Below are 17,769 nucleotides of genomic sequence, written 5' to 3' on the forward strand. Positions count from 1 at the left end.
TATGTGTGGCCGGGATAAGTGCTGAAAGCATCTAAGCACGAAGCCCCCCTCAAGATGAGATTTCCCATTGCGCAAGCAAGTAAGATCCCTCAAAGACGATGAGGTAGATAGGTTCGGGGTGGAAGCGTGGCGACACGTGTAGCTGACGAATACTAATCGATCGAGGACTTAACCAACACAGTTGTTTTCAATGTCGCATATCCAGTTTTGAGGGCGCAAGCACTCAAGAAAAATAGTCCAGTGATGATGGCAAAGAGGCCACACCCGTTCCCATCCCGAACACGGAAGTTAAGCTCTTTTGCGCCGATGGTAGTTGGGGGTTTCCCCCTGTGAGAGTAGGACATTGCTGGGCCATTTTGTTTTTTTTATGCCGTAACGAATCTTTTACCTTGCTTCCATAGCTCAGCAGGTAGAGTGCTTCCATGGTAAGGAAGAGGTCACCGGTTCGAACCCGGTTGGAAGCTTTTGTTTTTATAAGGTTTCTGTAAACGGGAAAAGCACTTATTCATCTTTTTATGGCCCCTTGGTCAAGCGGTTAAGACACCGCCCTTTCACGGCGGTAACACGGGTTCGAATCCCGTAGGGGTCACCATTTTTTATAGTTATGTGGAGGATTAGCTCAGCTGGGAGAGCATCTGCCTTACAAGCAGAGGGTCGGCGGTTCGATCCCGTCATCCTCCACCATTATTTCTCGGTGGGGTAGCGAAGTGGCTAAACGCGGCGGACTGTAAATCCGCTCCTTCGGGTTCGGCAGTTCGAATCTGCCCCCCACCACCAGTTTTATTTATATTGGCATTGGGGTATAGCCAAGCGGTAAGGCAACGGGTTTTGATCCCGTCATGCCCTGGTTCGAATCCAGGTACCCCAGCCATTTTTATTTTGAGCCATTAGCTCAGTTGGTAGAGCATCTGACTTTTAATCAGAGGGTCGAAGGTTCGAATCCTTCATGGCTCATTCTTTATTCCTTGCGCCTGTTCAGCGCGGGGCCTTAGCTCAGCTGGGAGAGCGCGACGCTGGCAGCGTCGAGGTCAGGGGTTCGAGCCCCCTAGGCTCCATTGTTCCATGTGTATTTGTACTATCCATGTGTAAAAAGCCCGTATCCAATTTATTGGATGCGGGCTTTTTTTAAGTTCCGATGTATTCAGACTGCGGACGGAAAATGACATTGTCTTCTTGCTGTTCCATCGCATGGGCAGTCCAGCCGACGATGCGGGCTGCGCTAAATGTAGGCGTAAAGAGCGCAGGAGGCATTGCGATGGACCTCATAATGGCAGCCGCATAGAATTCCACGTTCGTGTGCAGCGCCCTTCCTGGCTTGTGCTGGTTCAAGAGGCCGACAATCTCTTTTTCAGCCGCTACGGCCAAATCGAGCCATGGGTCTGCCCCTTGCAAGGCGAGGCATTTATCTCTAAGCACAATCGACCGTGGATCTTCAGTCCGGTAAATGCGGTGGCCAAAGCCCATAATTTTTTCGCCGTGGGCCAGTTTTTCGAGAATGACCGGTTCAATGCGCTCCGGCGTTTGAATTTCATCGAGCAAGTCAATGACTCCTGAAGGCGCTCCTCCGTGAAGCGGGCCTTTCATAGTGCCAATGGCGGAAGTAACAGCAGAGACAAGATCGGATTCTGTAGAGATGGTGACGCGGGCAGCAAATGTGGAAGCGTTCATGCCGTGCTCCATCGTCAGCTTTAAATACGTTTCCAATGCTTCAATCTGCGCTTCTGAAGGTTCCCGTCCATTCAACATCCATAAATAATTGGCGGTATGGCCGAGATCGCTGCGTGGTTGAATCATTTCTTTTTCTTCCTGTAAGCAGAACAAAAGAGCAATCAGTACTGGGAAAGCACCTGTTAAGGCTATGGCTTGTTCACCGATTGGCAACTGGGTAAATTCCTTATGGCAGTATGCGGATATTAAGGTCCGCAGATTGTCCATCAAGGGTGCATCAGGGGGCAGCAGTTTGGCTGTTTCAATAACGTGATTTGGAAGCTTGCGATATTCCATTAGTGCATTTTGCAAACCGGCCAACTCTTGGGCCGATGGGTTCCGGCCATGCCACAAAAAGTATGCTGCTTCTTCAAATGACTTTCCGCTGATTGCCTCTTTCACTTGTATCCCGCGGTAGCGCAATTCTCCTTTGTCTCCATCTACCGAAGCTATTTTTGTTTGGACCGCTGTAATTCCTTTTAATCCTTTCTGGAACATCGTAACTCCTCCTTTGCTTTTATTTTACTCCTGTTGATTGATAACAAAAATTAAAGATATATAATTGAAATAATTCAAATTGTTAATTGAAGGAGGCAAGAACATGGAGCTCAATTGGCTGCGGACGTTTGTGGATGCTGCTGAAACGTTGAATTTCCGAAAAACTTCCGAACGGTTACTGATGTCGCAGCCAAGTGTCACGGTCCACATCCGGCTATTGGAAGAAAGCCTTGGGATTTTGTTATTCAAGCGGGAAAAGAACCGGGTTTCGCTGACAGAAGAAGGGCGCCATTTCTGCCCGAAGGCTAAAAGCATACTGGCCCAGATGGATCAAAGCATCGCGGAACTTCAAGCTTTTGCCCAAGGTTACCGAAAGAAATGGACGCTTGCAATTTCTCCCTTAATGGCCGAGACGATTTTGCCGTATATTTTAAAATCGTTTACACGGGACCACCCAGACCTTGAACTGGTGATTCAAGTGGAAGAGTCGGAGCACATAGAAGAACTGGTGGAAACAGAGCAAGTGTCGGCCGGCATTTCCGCATTGCGCCCTATGCGGCAGGATATTCACTGTGAAACGGTTTATAACGATCCGCTTCTTTTTATTTTGCCAAGAGATGCGTACGATGATGAGTCTGGCCCAGCGGTTTCAGGAGAAGCGATGCTCCAGTCGGCCTTTCTGTTTACACACCATCATCCGGCTTTTTGGGATGAGCTGCTCCTAAAGCTGCGTCTTCATGTTACAGGAATCCGGACAATGAAAGTGACACAGGCGCATATTGCCAAACGATTTATCCAAGAAGGCCTTGGCGTGTCATTTTTGCCTAAATCCATGGTGAGGCGGGAGCTGATTGAAGGACGTTTAATGGACGCCCATTTTGATTTGTTTCCGCTGCCGGAAGTGTCCACGTATTTTTTAACGAAGCAGATGGGCGAACTTGAAAAAGAATTTTTGCAGCGAGTCCAGTCTGTGCATTTTAGTTAAGGGGAGAGAATGGTATGAAAATTGAACACTCAAACATCCGGTTGCGTTTACTGACGCGAGATGATTTTGAAGCATTGTGGGCGCTTTATACACCTGCAATCTTCGAACACATGCTGACGAAAGTGGAAAGCTTTGAACAGTTGTGTGCTTGGCTGGAAACAGGGCTGAAGGGGGACGATGTACTTATTTTTGCTGTGGAAGATCCAAAAAGCGCAGAAATCATCGGCACCACCCGCATTTATGCAATCGATGAAACAAATAAAAGCTGTGAAATCGGTTCAACCTTTTATGCAGAAGCTGCGCAACGTACTCATGTAAACACTGCAGTAAAAGCTGCATTGCTCCAATATTGCTTTGAAGAGCGGGGCATGATTCGGGTGCAATTCAAAACAGATGCAGAAAACAGCGCTTCCCAAAAGGCCCTGGAACGAATCGGCGCCAAAAAAGAAGGGCTGCTCCGCAACGAACGAATCCGCTCAACCGGCAAACCAAGAGACGCCGTGGTGTATTCAATCATCGATTCGGAATGGCCGGTTATAAAATGCGAACTAGCGGAAAAAATGAATAAATATACTTGATTTTGTTTGGTTGAGCCAAGGCTTCCTTAACAGGTACAATAAATTCATCTTGTTAAGGGGGTATAAAATCATGAATAAATTAAATGTATCTATTATCGGAGTACCAATGGATCATGGCCAGAATCGCCGCGGGGTGGACATGGGGCCGAGCGCCATCCGCTATGCAGGCGTTGTAGAGCGCATTGAAGCTTTAGGGCATACCGTAACGGATGAAGGGGACATCCAGATCGGCCATGCAGACGGCTCTATTGATACAGAAACCAACCTGCGCAATTTAAAAGTTGTGACGGACGCGACGGAAGCACTCGGCGCGAAAGTGTTTGAAGTAGCAGAAGCAGGGAATTTCCCGCTGGTTCTTGGCGGAGATCATAGCATCGCCATCGGGACACTCGCTGGAATCTCTGAGCGCCATGAGAACCTGGGGGTTATCTGGTATGATGCGCACGCGGACATGAATACAAGTGATACGTCACCGTCCGGAAATATCCACGGGATGCCTTTGGCAGCAAGTTTCGGACTTGGGCATGAACAGCTGACGAATATCCGCGGCTATTCACCAAAAGTGAAGCCTGAAAATATTGTAATCATAGGTGCCCGTTCTGTAGACCCAGGCGAGCGTGAGTTGATCAAAGAACGCGGCATCCGCGTCTACAGCATGCATGAACTTGATAAAATGGGAATGGATGCAGTAATTGATGATGCGATCCATTACTTGAAAGAAGAACGCAGAACGGATGCGGTCCATTTGTCATTGGATCTGGACGGCATTGACCCAATGTACACACCAGGTGTCGGCACACCGGTCCCAGGCGGCATTACGTACCGGGAAAGCCATTTGGCGATGGAGCTGCTGCACGATGCAGGAATCATCACTTCTGCCGAATTTGTGGAAGTCAATCCGATTCTGGATGAAAAAAACCGCACCGCGGATGTTGCAGTAGCGCTGATTGGTTCATTGCTCGGAGAAAAATTACTTTAAAACAGGCGAAAGCCTGTTTTTTTTTTTTATGTAAACATTTCTTCTTCACTAGCCCAAAGCGACTTTCGAGCGCTTTTTTATTGAAAAGAACCAAAAACAATCTGGGAATAAGATGGATTTTAATGGTTTAAGTTTGGTACGATAGAAAGAGAAAAAATAAAATGAAACTTTTTGAAAAGCAATCCGTATATAAAAGACAGCCGCATAGGCGGAGGGAAATGAGAACATGGATGCGTTAGTCAATAAACGAATAAAAAAAGTGTTAAAAGGCGATCAGAACGCATTCGCCGAACTCGTTGAGCTATATCAGCACCAGCTTTATCAAATCTGTTACCGGATGTTAGGGAACAAACATGAAGCGGAAGATATAGCGCAAGAAGCGTTTACACGTGCATATGTCAATCTTCATACGTTCGATCAAAAGCGCAAGTTTTCGACGTGGCTTTACCGCATCGCGACGAATCTGTGCATTGACCGGATCCGCAAGAAAAAGCCGGATTATTATCTGGACGCAGAAGTGCGCGGGACTGAAGGATTAAATATGTACTCGTCCATTGCCAACGATGATCAGCTGCCGGAAGAAGAGCTGATGCGGATGGAAGTACAGGAACGCGTGCAATATGAGATAAGTCGCTTGCCAGATAAGTACCGTGCCGCTATTGTATTAAAGTATATTGAAGAATTGCCCCTATCGGAAATCAGTGAAATTTTGGATTTGCCGCTAGGTACCGTGAAAACGCGGATACACCGGGGAAGAGAAGCTCTTCGGAAGCAATTGAGCAATTTGTAGGAGGCGAGCACGATGAAAACGTGTCCGGAAAACATCATTCATTTTATGGATGATTATTTAGATGGGGATTTGAACCCATCCGATGAAGTAGTGCTAAAAGCACATTTGGAAAGCTGCATCGAATGTCGGAGATTGTATCACGAACAAACCAAAACGATCGCACTTGTCCAAAGTGCATCACATATACAGGCACCGGCCGATTTTGTGGCGAAGACCATGCAGCGGCTGCCGAAAGAAAGACAGCGCATCGGCGTGCCGCGCTGGTTCCGGCATCATCCGCTGTTGACAGCTGCCGCATTGTTTCTTTTGCTGATGAGCGGCATGTTGTTCTCCAATTTTAACAATGACCAGCAATTTGCCTTTACAAAACAACCGAACCTTGTTGTAGAAGGGGAGACCGTTGTGGTGCCGGAAGGCGAAGTGGTAACAGGCGATTTGACGATCCGCAACGGCGATTTGCGGGTGGAAGGTGAACTGCACGGAGATGTCACTCTTGTCAATGGCCAGTATATGGCTTCGAGCGGAGTCATTACCGGGGAAATCGAAGAAATTGATAAGGCGTTCGAGTGGATGTGGTACACCATTAAAGACGGTGTGAAAGATGCCGCCGCCATTTTCAGCAGCAATGGAGAAAAGAATGAAGAGTAATGCCTATCCTGCTTGAAGGATAGGTTTTTTCAATGAAGGCAAGGCAAATTCACTTATGTTATACTGATTTATATGCAGATGTTGAAAAGCGAGGGTTGCAGATGCCGTTTTTGGAGAATTTAACAAACCAAACACCACTCGAACTTTTAGTAAATGTCATTGATATTTTATTAGTATGGTTCGTTATATATAAGTTGATCACAATCATTAAAGGGACGAAAGCGGTCCAGTTGTTAAAAGGGATCTTTTTTATCGTTATTGCGTATCTGATAACCCGCGCTCTCAATTTGGAGACTTTGGGTTGGATCATGCAGCAAGTGCTGAATTGGGGATTCCTGGCGATTATCATCATTTTCCAGCCGGAGATGCGGCGGGCACTGGAACAGCTGGGACGTGGAAAACTGTTCTCCAGCAGCCAGCTGAATGAGGAATCCGAACGCAGCCGGTTGATTGAAGCGATGTCGAAATCGGTCAGCTATATGGCAAAACGCCGGATTGGCGCTTTGATTTCAATTGAGCGGGAAACCGGATTGAGCGAGTATATTGAGACGGGCATTCCCATGAACTCGGACATTACGTCAGAGTTGCTGATCAATCTATTTATCCCGAATACACCGCTGCATGACGGAGCGGTGATTGTACAGAAAAACCGCATTGCCGCCGCCGCCTGTTATTTGCCGTTGTCTGAAAGCCCGTTTATCTCCAAAGAACTTGGCACCCGGCACCGAGCTGCGCTTGGAATCAGTGAAGTGACCGATGCCATCACCATCATTGTGTCGGAAGAAACGGGTGCCATCAGCCTGACAGCAAACGGAGATTTGCACCGCAACTTGTCGCTGGAAGATTTTGAAGTGAAGCTGCGCCGAATTTGGTTTGGCGCCGAACAACAGCCAGCTGATTCTGCCCGGTGGAACTGGAGGATGAAAAAGAATGGATAAATTAATGGATAGCCCTTGGTTTTTGCGAATTATGGCCCTTCTGTTAGCATTTCTTTTATTCTTTTCGGTTAAAGCCGACGAAGACGCTGCAAACTCCGCGAACAATGGCACGATTACGGAAGAAATCGAAGGCGTCGAGCTGGAAGTTTTTTATGGGGACACCAACCTGATGGTGAGCGGCTTGCCAGAGATGGCGGACTTGACGATTTCCGGTCCGACTAGTGCCGTGCAGACGACGCGCCAACTGAAAGATTTCACTTTGTTTGTGGACCTGCGCAATTTGCCGATTGGCGAACACCGGGTGCCTATACAGACTGAGAACTTGTCAGAACAGCTGAGGGTCCAAATAGATCCGGCTTTTGTAGACATCACCATCGAAGAACGGGTAACCCAGGAGTTCCGGATCGACCCGGAAATGAATGAACGCTTGTTAAAAGAAGGATTTGTTTTAGAGGAAATTTCAGCGGAGCCGAAAACCGCTTCGGTGACAGGCCCGAAAAGTGTCATTGATGCCATCAGTTTTGTGAAAGCGACCGTTACCGGTGAGCCGGGCGTCAATGAATCTTTTACAACCGAGGCCCGAATCCGGGTGTTGGCAAATGATTTGACGAAATTGGAGAATGTCGTGATTGAACCCGAAGTGGCAGAGGTTTCAGCCAAGATAGAAGAATACAGCAAAGAAGTGCCGGTGACCATTAAGCAAAACGGAGAAGCGCCTACGGGCGTAAAGATCGAGTCTTTGGTCCCATCGAGCGAGACGGTCCGGATTTATGGCCCGAAAAGTGCGGTGGATGCCCTGAAGGAATATGTCGTGGAAGTGAATGCGGGAATCGTTACGCCGACGGATACGACAGTGGAAGCCGAGCTGAAAGCTCCGCCAGGCACGACTTCTGTTTCGCCCAACACATTGAAAGTGGAAGCGGAAATCAGGGTCGACGAAACGGTTGAAGCACCAGAAGGCGCGGAAATTCCAGAGGTGTCAGAAAATCCGCCTTCTTAACTGGCAGGTCTGGATTTGATATTTGAATAAAACATGTATAATGAAGCGAGATAAAGCTATAGATTGAAGGAGAGAAAAGAATGGGAAAATATTTTGGAACTGACGGGGTGCGGGGTGTTGCGAACAGCGAGTTGACACCTGAATTGGCATTTAAATTAGGGCGCTTCGGCGGCTATATCTTAACAAAAAGCTCGAAAGACAAACCGAAAGTATTGATTGGCCGTGATACACGGATTTCAGGCGAAATGCTGGAAGGTGCGCTTGCAGCAGGCTTATTGTCTGTCGGCGCGGAAGTTATGCGCCTTGGCGTCATCAGTACACCAGGGGTTGCTTATTTAACACGTGTCATGAGTGCAGAAGCAGGCGTCATGATTTCAGCTTCCCACAATCCTGTGGAAGACAACGGCATCAAATTCTTTGGTTCTGACGGATTTAAATTGTCGGATGAGCAGGAGCTGGAAATTGAAGCTTTGCTTGATGCAGAAGAAGATACATTGCCGCGCCCGACCGGCGGCGACCTTGGCAGCATTACGGATTATTTCGAAGGCGGCCAGAAATACATCCAGTATTTGAAACAGGCAGTCGACGAAGAATTTACCGGACTCCACGTGGCACTGGATTGTGCACACGGTGCCACTTCTTCACTTGCTACGCATGTGTTCGCTGATTTGGATGCGGACATTTCGTCAATGGGCGCTTCACCGAATGGTTTGAATATCAACGATAAAGTGGGCTCTACCCATCCTGAAAAATTGGCTGAACTGGTAGTTGCCAAAAAAGCGGATGTGGGCTTGGCGTTTGACGGCGACGGCGACCGGTTGATTGCTGTAGATGAAAAAGGGCAAATCGTCGATGGGGATCAGATTATGTACATAATCGGAAAGTATCTGCATTCAGAAGGCCGATTAAAGAAAAACACCGTCGTATCCACTGTCATGAGCAATATGGGCTTTTACAAAGCACTTGAAAGCCATGGCATGGAAAGCAAGCAGACAGCTGTCGGCGACCGCTATGTGGTAGAAGAAATGAAGAAAAACGGCTACAATCTTGGCGGCGAACAGTCCGGCCACATCATTTTCCTGGATTACAACACCACAGGCGATGGTTTATTGACTGGCATGCAGCTGGTCAACATCATGAAAGTGACAGGCAAAAAACTTTCTGAATTAGCAGGAGAGATGACCATCTTCCCTCAAAAACTTGTCAATATCCGCGTGACGGATAAGCATGCGGTTACAGACAACGCAAAAGTGGCAGCAGCCATTGCTGAAGTAGAAAAGGACATGGCTGGGAACGGCCGCGTGCTGGTGCGTCCTTCCGGTACAGAACCGCTTGTGCGGGTAATGGTGGAAGCGGCTTCGGCAGAAGACTGCGAGCAATATGTAGAGCAAATCGCGAAAGTTGTCCGGGCCGAAATGGGCTTAAATTAATACAAGAAACCGGTTTGAAAGGCGGAAGCCTTTTAGACCGGTTTTTTGGTATTATCAGGATTTATTTTGATAAGGTTTTGTTGACGGACGTCCGTCGGCAAGGTATGATAAACTTGCCTAGGTTTAGGCCGCCAAAAAAGGGGGATAATAAGGCGTACGAGGAAAACAGTTAAAGCGCCAGTACTGGGGAAATCGGATGGACAAATCACTTCCCAGTAGACGAGGAGGAGGAGTATCGAGATTTCGGCGGATACCTCCCGGCCGCGAAGCCCGGTCGTAATATCCAGCATTTAAAGCAGTTGAGCGATCGGCTGTACAACGATGCGGATGGGCTCACGACAAGTGTTTGCGGACATGTGCAAACGCTCATTTTGATTTTATTAGGAAAGCGGAGGAATTACATTATGTGTGGAATCGTCGGGTATATTGGAGAAAATGATTCAAAAGAAATCTTGTTAAAAGGCTTGGAAAGACTAGAATACCGTGGCTATGATTCAGCAGGGATTGCTGTACGCAACGGCAAAGGCATTACGGTTTTTAAAGAAAAAGGGCGCATTGCGGATCTGCGCGCAGTAGTGGAAGACGAAGTGACGGGAACAAGCGGGATTGGGCACACGCGCTGGGCTACTCACGGAAAACCGAACCGCGTAAACGCTCACCCTCACCAAAACGACAACGACCGTTTTACTTTGGTTCATAACGGCGTTATCGAGAACTACCATCACATTCAGCGCGACTATTTGGCGGATGTACAAATGGAGTCAGACACGGATACGGAGATCATCGTGCAATTGATCGGCAAATTCGTAGCAGAAGGCATGACAACGCAAGAAGCTTTCAGCAAAACATTGACGTTGCTTAAAGGGTCATACGCGATCGCATTATTGGACGCCGAAGAAGAGCAGACCATTTTCGTAGCGAAAAACAAAAGCCCATTGCTTGTCGGACTTGGAGACGGCTTTAACGTAGTTGCAAGTGACGCGATGGCTATGCTTCAAATCACAGACCAATTTGTGGAATTGATGGACAAGGAAATCGTGATCGTGCGCAAAGACAGCGTGGAGATTTTGACACTGGATGGTGAGAAAGTAAGCCGCCAGCCATTTAAAGCTGAAATTGACATGAGCGATATTGAAAAAGGAACTTACCCTCACTATATGCTGAAAGAAATTGATGAGCAGCCGGCAGTGATGCGCAAAATCATCCAAGCTTACCAAGGCGCTGATGAAAAATTGACGATCCAGCCTGAAATCATTGAGGCGTTGAAAGACGCAGACCGCATCCACATCATCGCTGCTGGTACAAGCTACCATGCAGGACTGATTGGCAAAGAATACTTGGAAAAAATGGCTCAGATTCCGGTAGAAGTGCACGTAGCCAGCGAATTCGGCTACAACATGCCGCTTCTTTCAGAAAAACCGTTGTTCATCTTCATTTCACAATCAGGTGAAACAGCAGACAGCCGCCAAGTATTGGTGAAGATCAAAGAACTGGGACATCCATCGTTGACAATCACGAACGTAGCGGGCTCTACGCTATCGCGTGAAGCGGATTACACGTTATTGCTGTACGCAGGCCCGGAAATCGCTGTAGCGTCTACAAAAGCCTACACAGCGCAAATTGCGGTCCTTTCGATTCTTGCAGCGGTTACTGCGCAGTCTAAAGGCATCGACATCGGCTTTGACCTGGTGCAGGAACTTGGAATTGTAGCGAACGGCATCCAAGCGCAAGTGGACATGAAAGAAGAAATGGAGCAAATTGCCCGTGACTTCCTTTCCACGACACGCAACTGCTTCTTTATCGGCCGCGTAATGGACTACTTCGTTGGCCTTGAAGGCGCATTGAAATTGAAAGAGATTTCGTATATCCAAGCGGAAGGCTTCGCCGGCGGCGAATTGAAGCACGGTACAATCGCTTTGATCGAAGAAGGCACGCCAGTAATTGCGCTTGCAACACAAGAAGCGGTTAACTTGAGCATCCGCGGAAACGTAAAAGAAGTAGCGGCACGCGGCGCTCACCCATGCATCATTTCGATGGAAGGCCTGCAAGAAGAAGGCGATAGCCTTGTGCTTCCAAAAGTACACGAATTGCTGTCTCCGCTGGTATCGGTTATCCCGATGCAGTTGATCTCTTACTACGCAGCGCTTCACCGCGACTGTGACGTTGATAAGCCGCGTAACTTGGCTAAATCGGTTACAGTTGAATAAGTGAAATTAAGAAAGCTGGGCCCGCTAATTCTTTATGGAATTAGCGGGCTTTTTAATGTTTCGGCCAGTTAGACAATAAAAAAAAGAGCAGGGGAAACCTGCTCCTTTTGGTATTAATTTGTTCATTTTCACTTCTCTTGCACATTCTCAGCTCTGTACTCCAATATATCTCCCGGCTGGCAGTCCAGCGCTTTGCAGATAGCTTCAAGCGTAGACAAGCGGACTGCTTTCGCTTTGCCGTTTTTTAGGATGGACAAGTTGGCCATTGTGATGCCGACTCGTTCCGAGAGTTCCGTGACGCTCATTTTCCGTTTCGCCAGCATAACGTCAATATTGATTATAATTGCCATATTCTCACCTCAGACCGTTAAATCGTTTTCAGATTTTATATCGATGGCATTTTGCAGCAGCTTTTGAAGAACCGCCGCGAAAACGGCGATTACCATGGCGCCAAATGTAATGATCATGCCGATGCCGCCGAGTCCCGGAGCATCGTCCACCTGTGCCATATACAGAATGATGGGCAGGCACAAAATATACAGGACTGTAATGGCGATGGCGCAGTACTTGATATTCTTCAGCGCCTTAACCGACCGCTCAGAAAATGCGATGTTTTTATCAATGTAACCCAGCAGCTTTAAGGTTTGGTACAAAGCTGTGAAATAAGCGACCGCTGTCAAATACATGGCGATCAGAAAGACGTATTGCAAAAAAGCCCATTGTGGAATGATTTCCGCTACAAATGAAGAAAGCGGCGGCACCACAAATATACAGACTGCCAAGACCGGAATAGCCATCAGGATAATCACGGCCTTCAAAAAAAGTGTTTCCCGTTTCATCTAAAGCACCTCACTTAACTATTGATAGGTATAGTTTAACATATATTTTATCGTTTTGCGATAAAATATTATCTATAAGCAATAATAAAAGCCCTTTCTGCTATTTCGATTCCTGTGTCAGCCTATTCCCGAATATAGGGAGCGAAATTCCTGCTTGCTTTAAAGAGAAGCTGTTTTCCTTCTGAATTTTTACGAATCTACCCAGCCTGAAATTAAGTAATCAGTATAGCGATAGAACGTTTTTGTTGCCTTCTAAAATATATAACAATAAGTATTTATTCTTAAACTGAGATTTAGTGCGAAAGAATGAGTTTGAGCGGAAAGTCAATAAAGTTGACGGAATTATGCTAAAATAAAAAAGCGAGTGGTTTATCCGTCTTCTGTCATAGAAGTGACGGATAAAATGCACCTGTTTTTTTTTGCTTTTTCGCAAGGCTCTACGCCTTCCCGGCATTGCGCTGAAAGCAAAAAACCAAACACATTATTGAAAGGAAGATGATTGAATGAGATCTGATATTACCGCAGATCACCGATTGAGAGAAAAAGAGCCAAGAGAGAAAAAATTAAATGAAAAAGTGGCGAAACAAAAAGAACTAAAGCAAAAAGAAATAAGGCCAGAACACGAAACCAGCGGTGATTATACGTTTGACCGAGTCCCAAGGGACGAACGTAAAATGGGATGGCTAAGCATCACCAATATCACCTTCGGCATCGCAACTGCGATTTTTTATTTTCAGATGGGCAGTGTCATGGCTTTGCAGTTTGGAGCTGCTAATGCCATCATCTCAGCCGTTTACGCTATTATCGTAGCCGGTATACTGGGCACCATTATTGTGTATTTGTCCGCTAAATCGGGCATGAACGTTAACTTACTATCCCGCGGAGGATTCGGCTATATCGGAGCCTCATTAACCTCACTCATCTACGCATCCAACTTTATTATGTATTGTGCTTTTGAAGGCATGATACTCGTCGCAGCTGTCCATGCATATTTCCCCGCAATCCCCATGTGGATTCTCATCATCCTCTTCGGTTCAATCGTCATTCCGTTAAACTGGTTTGGCATCAAGCAATTGGACAAGCTGCAAAAATGGTCGTTGCCGCTTTTCGGCATCTTTTTAATCGCTGCCATCGTGATGGCATTTAAACAGCCTTCCCTTTATAACGGCAGCTTCTGGACATATATGCCTGAAGGCGTCCAAATAGGCGGAACAGCCTTGCTGTTGTGCATTGGCATGCAGCACGGCATCATGGGACTGACGGCATTGATCGCTTCCGACTATGCGCGGTTCTTGAAACCGAAAGACTTGAAGATTGGTTCGGTCGCTATCGGTTTTATTCCGCAGATTTTCTGTTTTGGTGTCATGGGAGGCCTTGGCATCTGGTTCGGTGTTACCTTGGGCGAATCCAATCCGGGCATTTACATCGTGGTGCTGCTCGGGCTTGGCGGCGTGATTTTTACCATGCTGACGCAAATCCGCATCAACATCACGAATATCTACAGCAGCTCCCTGTCGCTGTCCAGTTTCTTTGAAAACATGTTTAAGTTTACCCCGGGACGCCGCTTCTGGGTTGTCGCTGCAGGTGTCATTGCCATGGCTTTGATGCTTGGAGGCATCGTCGACCATCTGGGCACAGCCATGACGTTCCAAGGCGTTGCACTTATGACATGGGCTTCCATTCTGGTGACGGACGCCTTGGTCGTGAAGAAAATGCTGAAAATCGGTCCTGGCTATTATGAGTCACGGCAAGAAAATCTGTACAAATGGAATCCGGTCGGCGTAGTCTCGCTGATTGTGCCAAGCGTTTTAGGCACGATTGCCGCACTTGGCTATATGGGAACTTTCCTGCAAAGCACAGCGGCATTTTTCGCTGCCATCTTAGCGGCGGTATTGACTACAGGGCTGGCCATTTTAACAAAAGGGCATTACTATGTGAAAAAAGAAGTGACGGATATTCCTAAAGAAGATTATATTGCCTGACAAAAAACTTTCGGGTAAAGTGTCAATAAAGAGCAAGACAGCTTCAAAGAATTGCACCTGACTTGATTTGGAGAGGATGAGCACAATGACAATCACTTCAACCGTCACTTTGAATTTGGCTCGGCGCTTCTACGCAAAACCAGAAGCGGTGTTTGAAGCTTGGACAAATCCGGAAATCATGAAAAAATGGTTGTTTACAAAAGAATCGACCAACAAAACGGCCAAAAGCGACCTTCGCCTTGGCGGAACGTGGGAAATCGTTGATTATCGGGAAGGCACCGATTACCGCGCGCTCGGCCAATACGCAGAAATCAGCCAGCCGAACAAACTGGTGTTCACGTTTAGGATGCCGCAATTCAGTGATACAGAAGACATTGTGCGGGTGTTCATCTCTCCAGTCCGGGACATGTGCGAAATGACGTTTTCACAGGAAATCATTGTCCCGCATGAAGAAATCTGGTCAGAAGAAGACGTGGAACGGGCAAAAGCCGAATACAGTGCACAATCCGAAGAAGGTTGGGGCATGATGTTTGAAAACCTGAAACAGTTGGTCGAAACCGGCAATATGAAACCTGAATAAGAAAAGATATAGACCCCGGAAAGTGTTTCAGCGCTTTCCGGGGTTTCTTTTTGGATTTTGAAGAGCAGGAATCGGCGGCTTGAAAATCGAAATAAGGTAGCAATCCGACAAAGAAGGGGAAGGTCTTTATGAAGGCACCTCCAGAAATTTTGGCTGTATGGAACAAGTTTCATGATTTTCCGATGGAAACATTAACGAAAGCCTGGTTTTATTCGCGTTCAGGGGATAAAAAGCAGCGGACGGTCGCATTGATGAAAGAACATAAAGCGCAATACGGCATAACCGGCAATTGTTTTGACCTGGCCATTTGGCTGCTGGATGAGTTTAAAAGAGATGGAATTGAGGCATACCCGATTGGCAATGAACTAGGCACAGAAGAAGCGCATGCGGCGCTGATTGCGCTGGATGTGCATGAAAACCGCTATTTATGTGACCTTGGCGACCAATGGCTGCAGCCGGTGCTAATCGAAGGCCGCCACGAAGCGTATACACCTGAAAAGCAAAGCGGCTTTTTTCCGGCAGCGGATATCCAGGTCATAGCTCGGCAAGGGGAAGTGGAAATTGTTTATCACCGGCCGGGCGGGAAACAGTCGCGGCAAACTTATGACACCAGCCCGGTAACCGAGGCAGATTTTTGGCAAGCCGGCGAGTTTTCGCAAAATCATGTGTATCCGAAGCCGCTTGTGGAAGTGCGTCTTCCTTACAAAGAAGAAACCGCGCATTGGGAATTCGACAATTGGAAAAGTTTTTTAAGCACGACTGAAGGGTTATATCCCGATCAACCGTTGGCCACTTTGGAAGAATGGGTAGGCAGAATCGGGCAGAAAACCGGTTTTGACCGTCAGTTCTTGTTTGATTCGTTAAACTTTTACAAACAGATGAAGAAAGAAAGCGGGAGATAAGGTTGCAGACTCACTTGTATTTGGTTAGGCACGCCCATTCGGATTACACGCCGGATGAAAAGCTGCGCCCATTATCGCCAAAAGGCGAAAAAGATGCTCGGAAAGTGGCTGAAGTTCTGAACAAAGAAGGGATGGACCGGGTCATCTCGAGCCCGTACAAACGGGCCATTCAAACAGTAGAAGGCATTTCCCGGGAAATAAATCCGGAGATCCTCCTATGGGACGGGTTTCGTGAACGTTTGCTGAGCGCAGGACCGGTTGCGGATTTCCAGGCAGCCGTTGCAAAAGTTTGGCAACAAGAGAACTTCGCCTTTGAAGGGGGCGAATCCAACCAGCAAGCAAGGTCGCGCGGCGCCAAGGAAATAAAGAAAGTGCTTCAGCAATATGCAGGCGAACGCATTGCCATCGGCACCCATGGCAATATCTTGGCGCTGATTCTCAGCCACTTTGACTCCCGCTACGGAATAGGATTCTGGCGGCAGCTTGAGATGCCGGATATTTATTGCCTCAGTTTTGAAGGACTGGAGTTAAAGAAGGTGCGGCGGATTCCGCTGGATGTAAAAGTGACATGATCAAAGCAGTGATTTTTGATTTAGACGGTACCTTATTGGATCGGGATGCTTCGTTGAAGTCGTTTATTGATGAACAGTACGAGCGTTTCAAAAGCCGCTTGGAAGAGGTGCCAAAATCCCGCTACACCGAGCGGTTCATCGAATTGGATGCACGGGGACTGGTTTGGAAAGACCGCGTTTACCAGCAGCTGGCCGAGGAATTCGAGTTGAAGATTGCTTGGGAAGTGCTGTTGGAGGATTATATGATAACCTTCAAACAGCATTGCGTACCGTTTCCGCATATGAAATTTCTCTTGGAACACTTAAATGGGAAATCGCTGCGATTAGGCATCATTTCAAACGGTAAAGGGCAATTCCAACTGGACGCGATACAGGCATTGGGAATCGAACCGTATATGGACGTGATTTTGATTTCTGAATGGGAAGACATGAAAAAGCCGGATCCGAATTTGTTCAAGAAGGCGTTGGCGAGGCTCAGTGTTCAACTGGAAGAAGCCCTGTATGTCGGCGACCATCCGGATAATGATATAAAAGGTGCACGGGCTGCCGGCATCAAAACGGTCTGGAAAAGGGATGCCCAGTGGAGCAGCACCGAAGCGGATTACATCATCGAAGATTTAGCGGAAATTGCAACTATCGTGGAACAAGAAAACCTGCAGATCCGAGCATTTCAAGAAGCGGATTTGAAGGGAGTCGTCGCCTTGTTCTACGATACTGTCCATACCGTCAATGCGGCGGATTATTCCGGCGAACAATTGGCGGCATGGGCACCGAAAGACGAACAAGCGCAAAAAGCAGCGGCATGGCGGGAATCGCTAAAGCAAAACCTGAGCTATGTAGCGGAAATAGATGGTGAAGTTGCCGGCTTTTGCGATATGACGCCAGCCGGTTACTTGAACCGGCTGTACGTCCATAAAGATTATCAGCGACAGGGCATTGCGACTCACTTGGTCGGCCAACTCGAACAGGAAGCAAAGAGGCTGCAGCTGACCAGCATCTATACGGATGCCAGCCTGACAGCAAGGCCGTTTTTTGAAAGACGGGGATACCGGCTTGTCCGGGAGCAGACCGTTGAGCGGCGAGGGGTTGTCCTGCCCAATTGCCGTATGCAAAAAAAACTTTCTTCCGGCTAAG

Annotated in this window: 17 protein-coding genes, 7 tRNA genes and 2 rRNA genes; 23 read left to right on the forward strand and 3 right to left on the reverse strand. The window is 47.4% G+C overall.

Annotated features, from left to right (window positions below):
• The 9 genes from BLQ32_RS18690 to BLQ32_RS18730 all read left to right on the forward strand — a co-directional run.
• Positions 1-176, forward strand: a 23S ribosomal RNA gene (locus tag BLQ32_RS18690); the annotation flags it as partial.
• 60 nt (positions 177-236) lie between these two features.
• A 5S ribosomal RNA gene (gene rrf, locus BLQ32_RS18695) occupies positions 237-352 on the forward strand.
• 39 nt (positions 353-391) lie between these two features.
• Positions 392-464: transfer RNA gene (locus BLQ32_RS18700), tRNA-Thr, on the forward strand.
• Between the two features lie 53 nt (positions 465-517).
• Positions 518-592: transfer RNA gene (locus BLQ32_RS18705), tRNA-Glu, on the forward strand.
• A gap of 16 nt (positions 593-608) precedes the next feature.
• Positions 609-684, forward strand: a tRNA-Val gene (locus BLQ32_RS18710).
• Positions 685-693: 9 nt separating this feature from the next.
• Positions 694-777 (forward strand) — tRNA-Tyr (locus BLQ32_RS18715).
• A 19-nt stretch (positions 778-796) separates the two neighbouring features.
• Positions 797-871 (forward strand) — tRNA-Gln (locus tag BLQ32_RS18720).
• Positions 872-881: 10 nt separating this feature from the next.
• Positions 882-954 (forward strand) — tRNA-Lys (locus BLQ32_RS18725).
• Between the two features lie 28 nt (positions 955-982).
• A tRNA-Ala gene (locus BLQ32_RS18730) sits at positions 983-1,055 on the forward strand.
• A gap of 70 nt (positions 1,056-1,125) precedes the next feature.
• Here the strand turns inward: BLQ32_RS18730 and BLQ32_RS18735 are convergent.
• Positions 1,126-2,205, reverse strand: a complete 1,080-nt coding sequence (locus BLQ32_RS18735) for a citrate synthase/methylcitrate synthase (protein WP_074511694.1) — start codon at positions 2,203-2,205, stop codon at positions 1,126-1,128.
• A 103-nt stretch (positions 2,206-2,308) separates the two neighbouring features.
• On the opposite strand from BLQ32_RS18735, the gene BLQ32_RS18740 reads away from it, so the two are divergent.
• The 9 genes from BLQ32_RS18740 (at position 2,309) to glmS (ending at position 11,760) form a co-directional block, all read left to right on the forward strand.
• Entirely contained in the window at positions 2,309-3,190 is an 882-nt protein-coding gene (locus BLQ32_RS18740; RefSeq protein ID WP_074511696.1) for a LysR family transcriptional regulator, read from the forward strand.
• 14 nt (positions 3,191-3,204) lie between these two features.
• The gene (locus BLQ32_RS18745; RefSeq protein ID WP_074511698.1) at positions 3,205-3,768 is read left to right on the forward strand and encodes a GNAT family N-acetyltransferase; all 564 of its coding nucleotides are present in this window, start codon (positions 3,205-3,207) and stop codon (positions 3,766-3,768) included.
• A 70-nt stretch (positions 3,769-3,838) separates the two neighbouring features.
• On the forward strand, positions 3,839-4,747 hold the full coding sequence (gene rocF / locus BLQ32_RS18750) for an arginase (RefSeq protein WP_036802655.1): 909 nt from the start codon (positions 3,839-3,841) through the stop codon (positions 4,745-4,747).
• A gap of 226 nt (positions 4,748-4,973) precedes the next feature.
• The gene (gene sigW / locus BLQ32_RS18755; RefSeq protein WP_036802658.1) at positions 4,974-5,537 is read left to right on the forward strand and encodes an RNA polymerase sigma factor SigW; all 564 of its coding nucleotides are present in this window, start codon (positions 4,974-4,976) and stop codon (positions 5,535-5,537) included.
• 12 nt (positions 5,538-5,549) lie between these two features.
• Positions 5,550-6,185, forward strand: coding sequence for a zf-HC2 domain-containing protein (locus BLQ32_RS18760; RefSeq protein WP_074511700.1), 636 nt, complete (start codon positions 5,550-5,552; stop codon positions 6,183-6,185).
• Positions 6,186-6,286: 101 nt separating this feature from the next.
• Positions 6,287-7,123 carry a diadenylate cyclase CdaA gene (cdaA, locus tag BLQ32_RS18765; RefSeq protein WP_074511702.1) on the forward strand — a complete coding sequence of 279 codons (837 nt, stop codon included), beginning with the start codon at positions 6,287-6,289 and terminating at the stop codon, positions 7,121-7,123.
• Positions 7,116-8,123: a CdaR family protein gene (locus BLQ32_RS18770; RefSeq protein WP_074511704.1), complete on the forward strand. Its 1,008-nt coding sequence runs from the start codon at positions 7,116-7,118 to the stop codon at positions 8,121-8,123. The genes cdaA and BLQ32_RS18770 overlap by 8 nt, the downstream gene beginning before the upstream one ends.
• 80 nt (positions 8,124-8,203) lie before the next feature.
• Positions 8,204-9,553: a phosphoglucosamine mutase gene (glmM, locus tag BLQ32_RS18775; RefSeq protein ID WP_074511706.1), complete on the forward strand. Its 1,350-nt coding sequence runs from the start codon at positions 8,204-8,206 to the stop codon at positions 9,551-9,553.
• Positions 9,554-9,957: 404 nt separating this feature from the next.
• Positions 9,958-11,760, forward strand: coding sequence for a glutamine--fructose-6-phosphate transaminase (isomerizing) (glmS, locus tag BLQ32_RS18780; RefSeq protein ID WP_036802663.1), 1,803 nt, complete (start codon positions 9,958-9,960; stop codon positions 11,758-11,760).
• Between the two features lie 128 nt (positions 11,761-11,888).
• On the opposite strand, the gene BLQ32_RS18785 is transcribed toward glmS, so the two are convergent.
• Positions 11,889-12,110: a helix-turn-helix domain-containing protein gene (locus BLQ32_RS18785; RefSeq protein WP_036802665.1), complete on the reverse strand. Its 222-nt coding sequence runs from the start codon at positions 12,108-12,110 to the stop codon at positions 11,889-11,891.
• Positions 12,111-12,119: 9 nt separating this feature from the next.
• Entirely contained in the window at positions 12,120-12,599 is a 480-nt protein-coding gene (locus BLQ32_RS18790) for a DUF2975 domain-containing protein (RefSeq protein ID WP_036802667.1), read from the reverse strand.
• A 503-nt stretch (positions 12,600-13,102) separates the two neighbouring features.
• Here BLQ32_RS18790 and BLQ32_RS18795 point away from each other — a divergent pair.
• The 5 genes from BLQ32_RS18795 to BLQ32_RS20170 all read left to right on the forward strand — a co-directional run bounded on the left by BLQ32_RS18795 (position 13,103) and on the right by BLQ32_RS20170 (position 17,768).
• The gene (locus tag BLQ32_RS18795; protein WP_074511708.1) at positions 13,103-14,581 is read left to right on the forward strand and encodes a purine-cytosine permease family protein; all 1,479 of its coding nucleotides are present in this window, start codon (positions 13,103-13,105) and stop codon (positions 14,579-14,581) included.
• Between the two features lie 85 nt (positions 14,582-14,666).
• Positions 14,667-15,161: an SRPBCC family protein gene (locus BLQ32_RS18800; protein ID WP_074511710.1), complete on the forward strand. Its 495-nt coding sequence runs from the start codon at positions 14,667-14,669 to the stop codon at positions 15,159-15,161.
• Positions 15,162-15,289: 128 nt separating this feature from the next.
• Positions 15,290-16,063, forward strand: coding sequence for a hypothetical protein (locus BLQ32_RS18805; RefSeq protein WP_074511712.1), 774 nt, complete (start codon positions 15,290-15,292; stop codon positions 16,061-16,063).
• Positions 16,064-16,065: 2 nt separating this feature from the next.
• Positions 16,066-16,635, forward strand: a complete 570-nt coding sequence (locus BLQ32_RS18810; RefSeq protein WP_074511714.1) for a histidine phosphatase family protein — start codon at positions 16,066-16,068, stop codon at positions 16,633-16,635.
• A complete protein-coding gene (locus tag BLQ32_RS20170; RefSeq protein WP_074511716.1) occupies positions 16,632-17,768 on the forward strand; it encodes a GNAT family N-acetyltransferase in 1,137 nt (378 codons plus the stop codon). Before BLQ32_RS18810 ends, BLQ32_RS20170 begins: the two co-directional genes overlap by 4 nt.
• Position 17,769: the final 1 nt, after the last annotated feature.

Origin of the sequence: Planococcus glaciei (assembly GCF_900099655.1) — a bacterium.
In the GTDB taxonomy this organism is placed as follows: domain Bacteria; phylum Bacillota; class Bacilli; order Bacillales_A; family Planococcaceae; genus Planococcus; species Planococcus glaciei.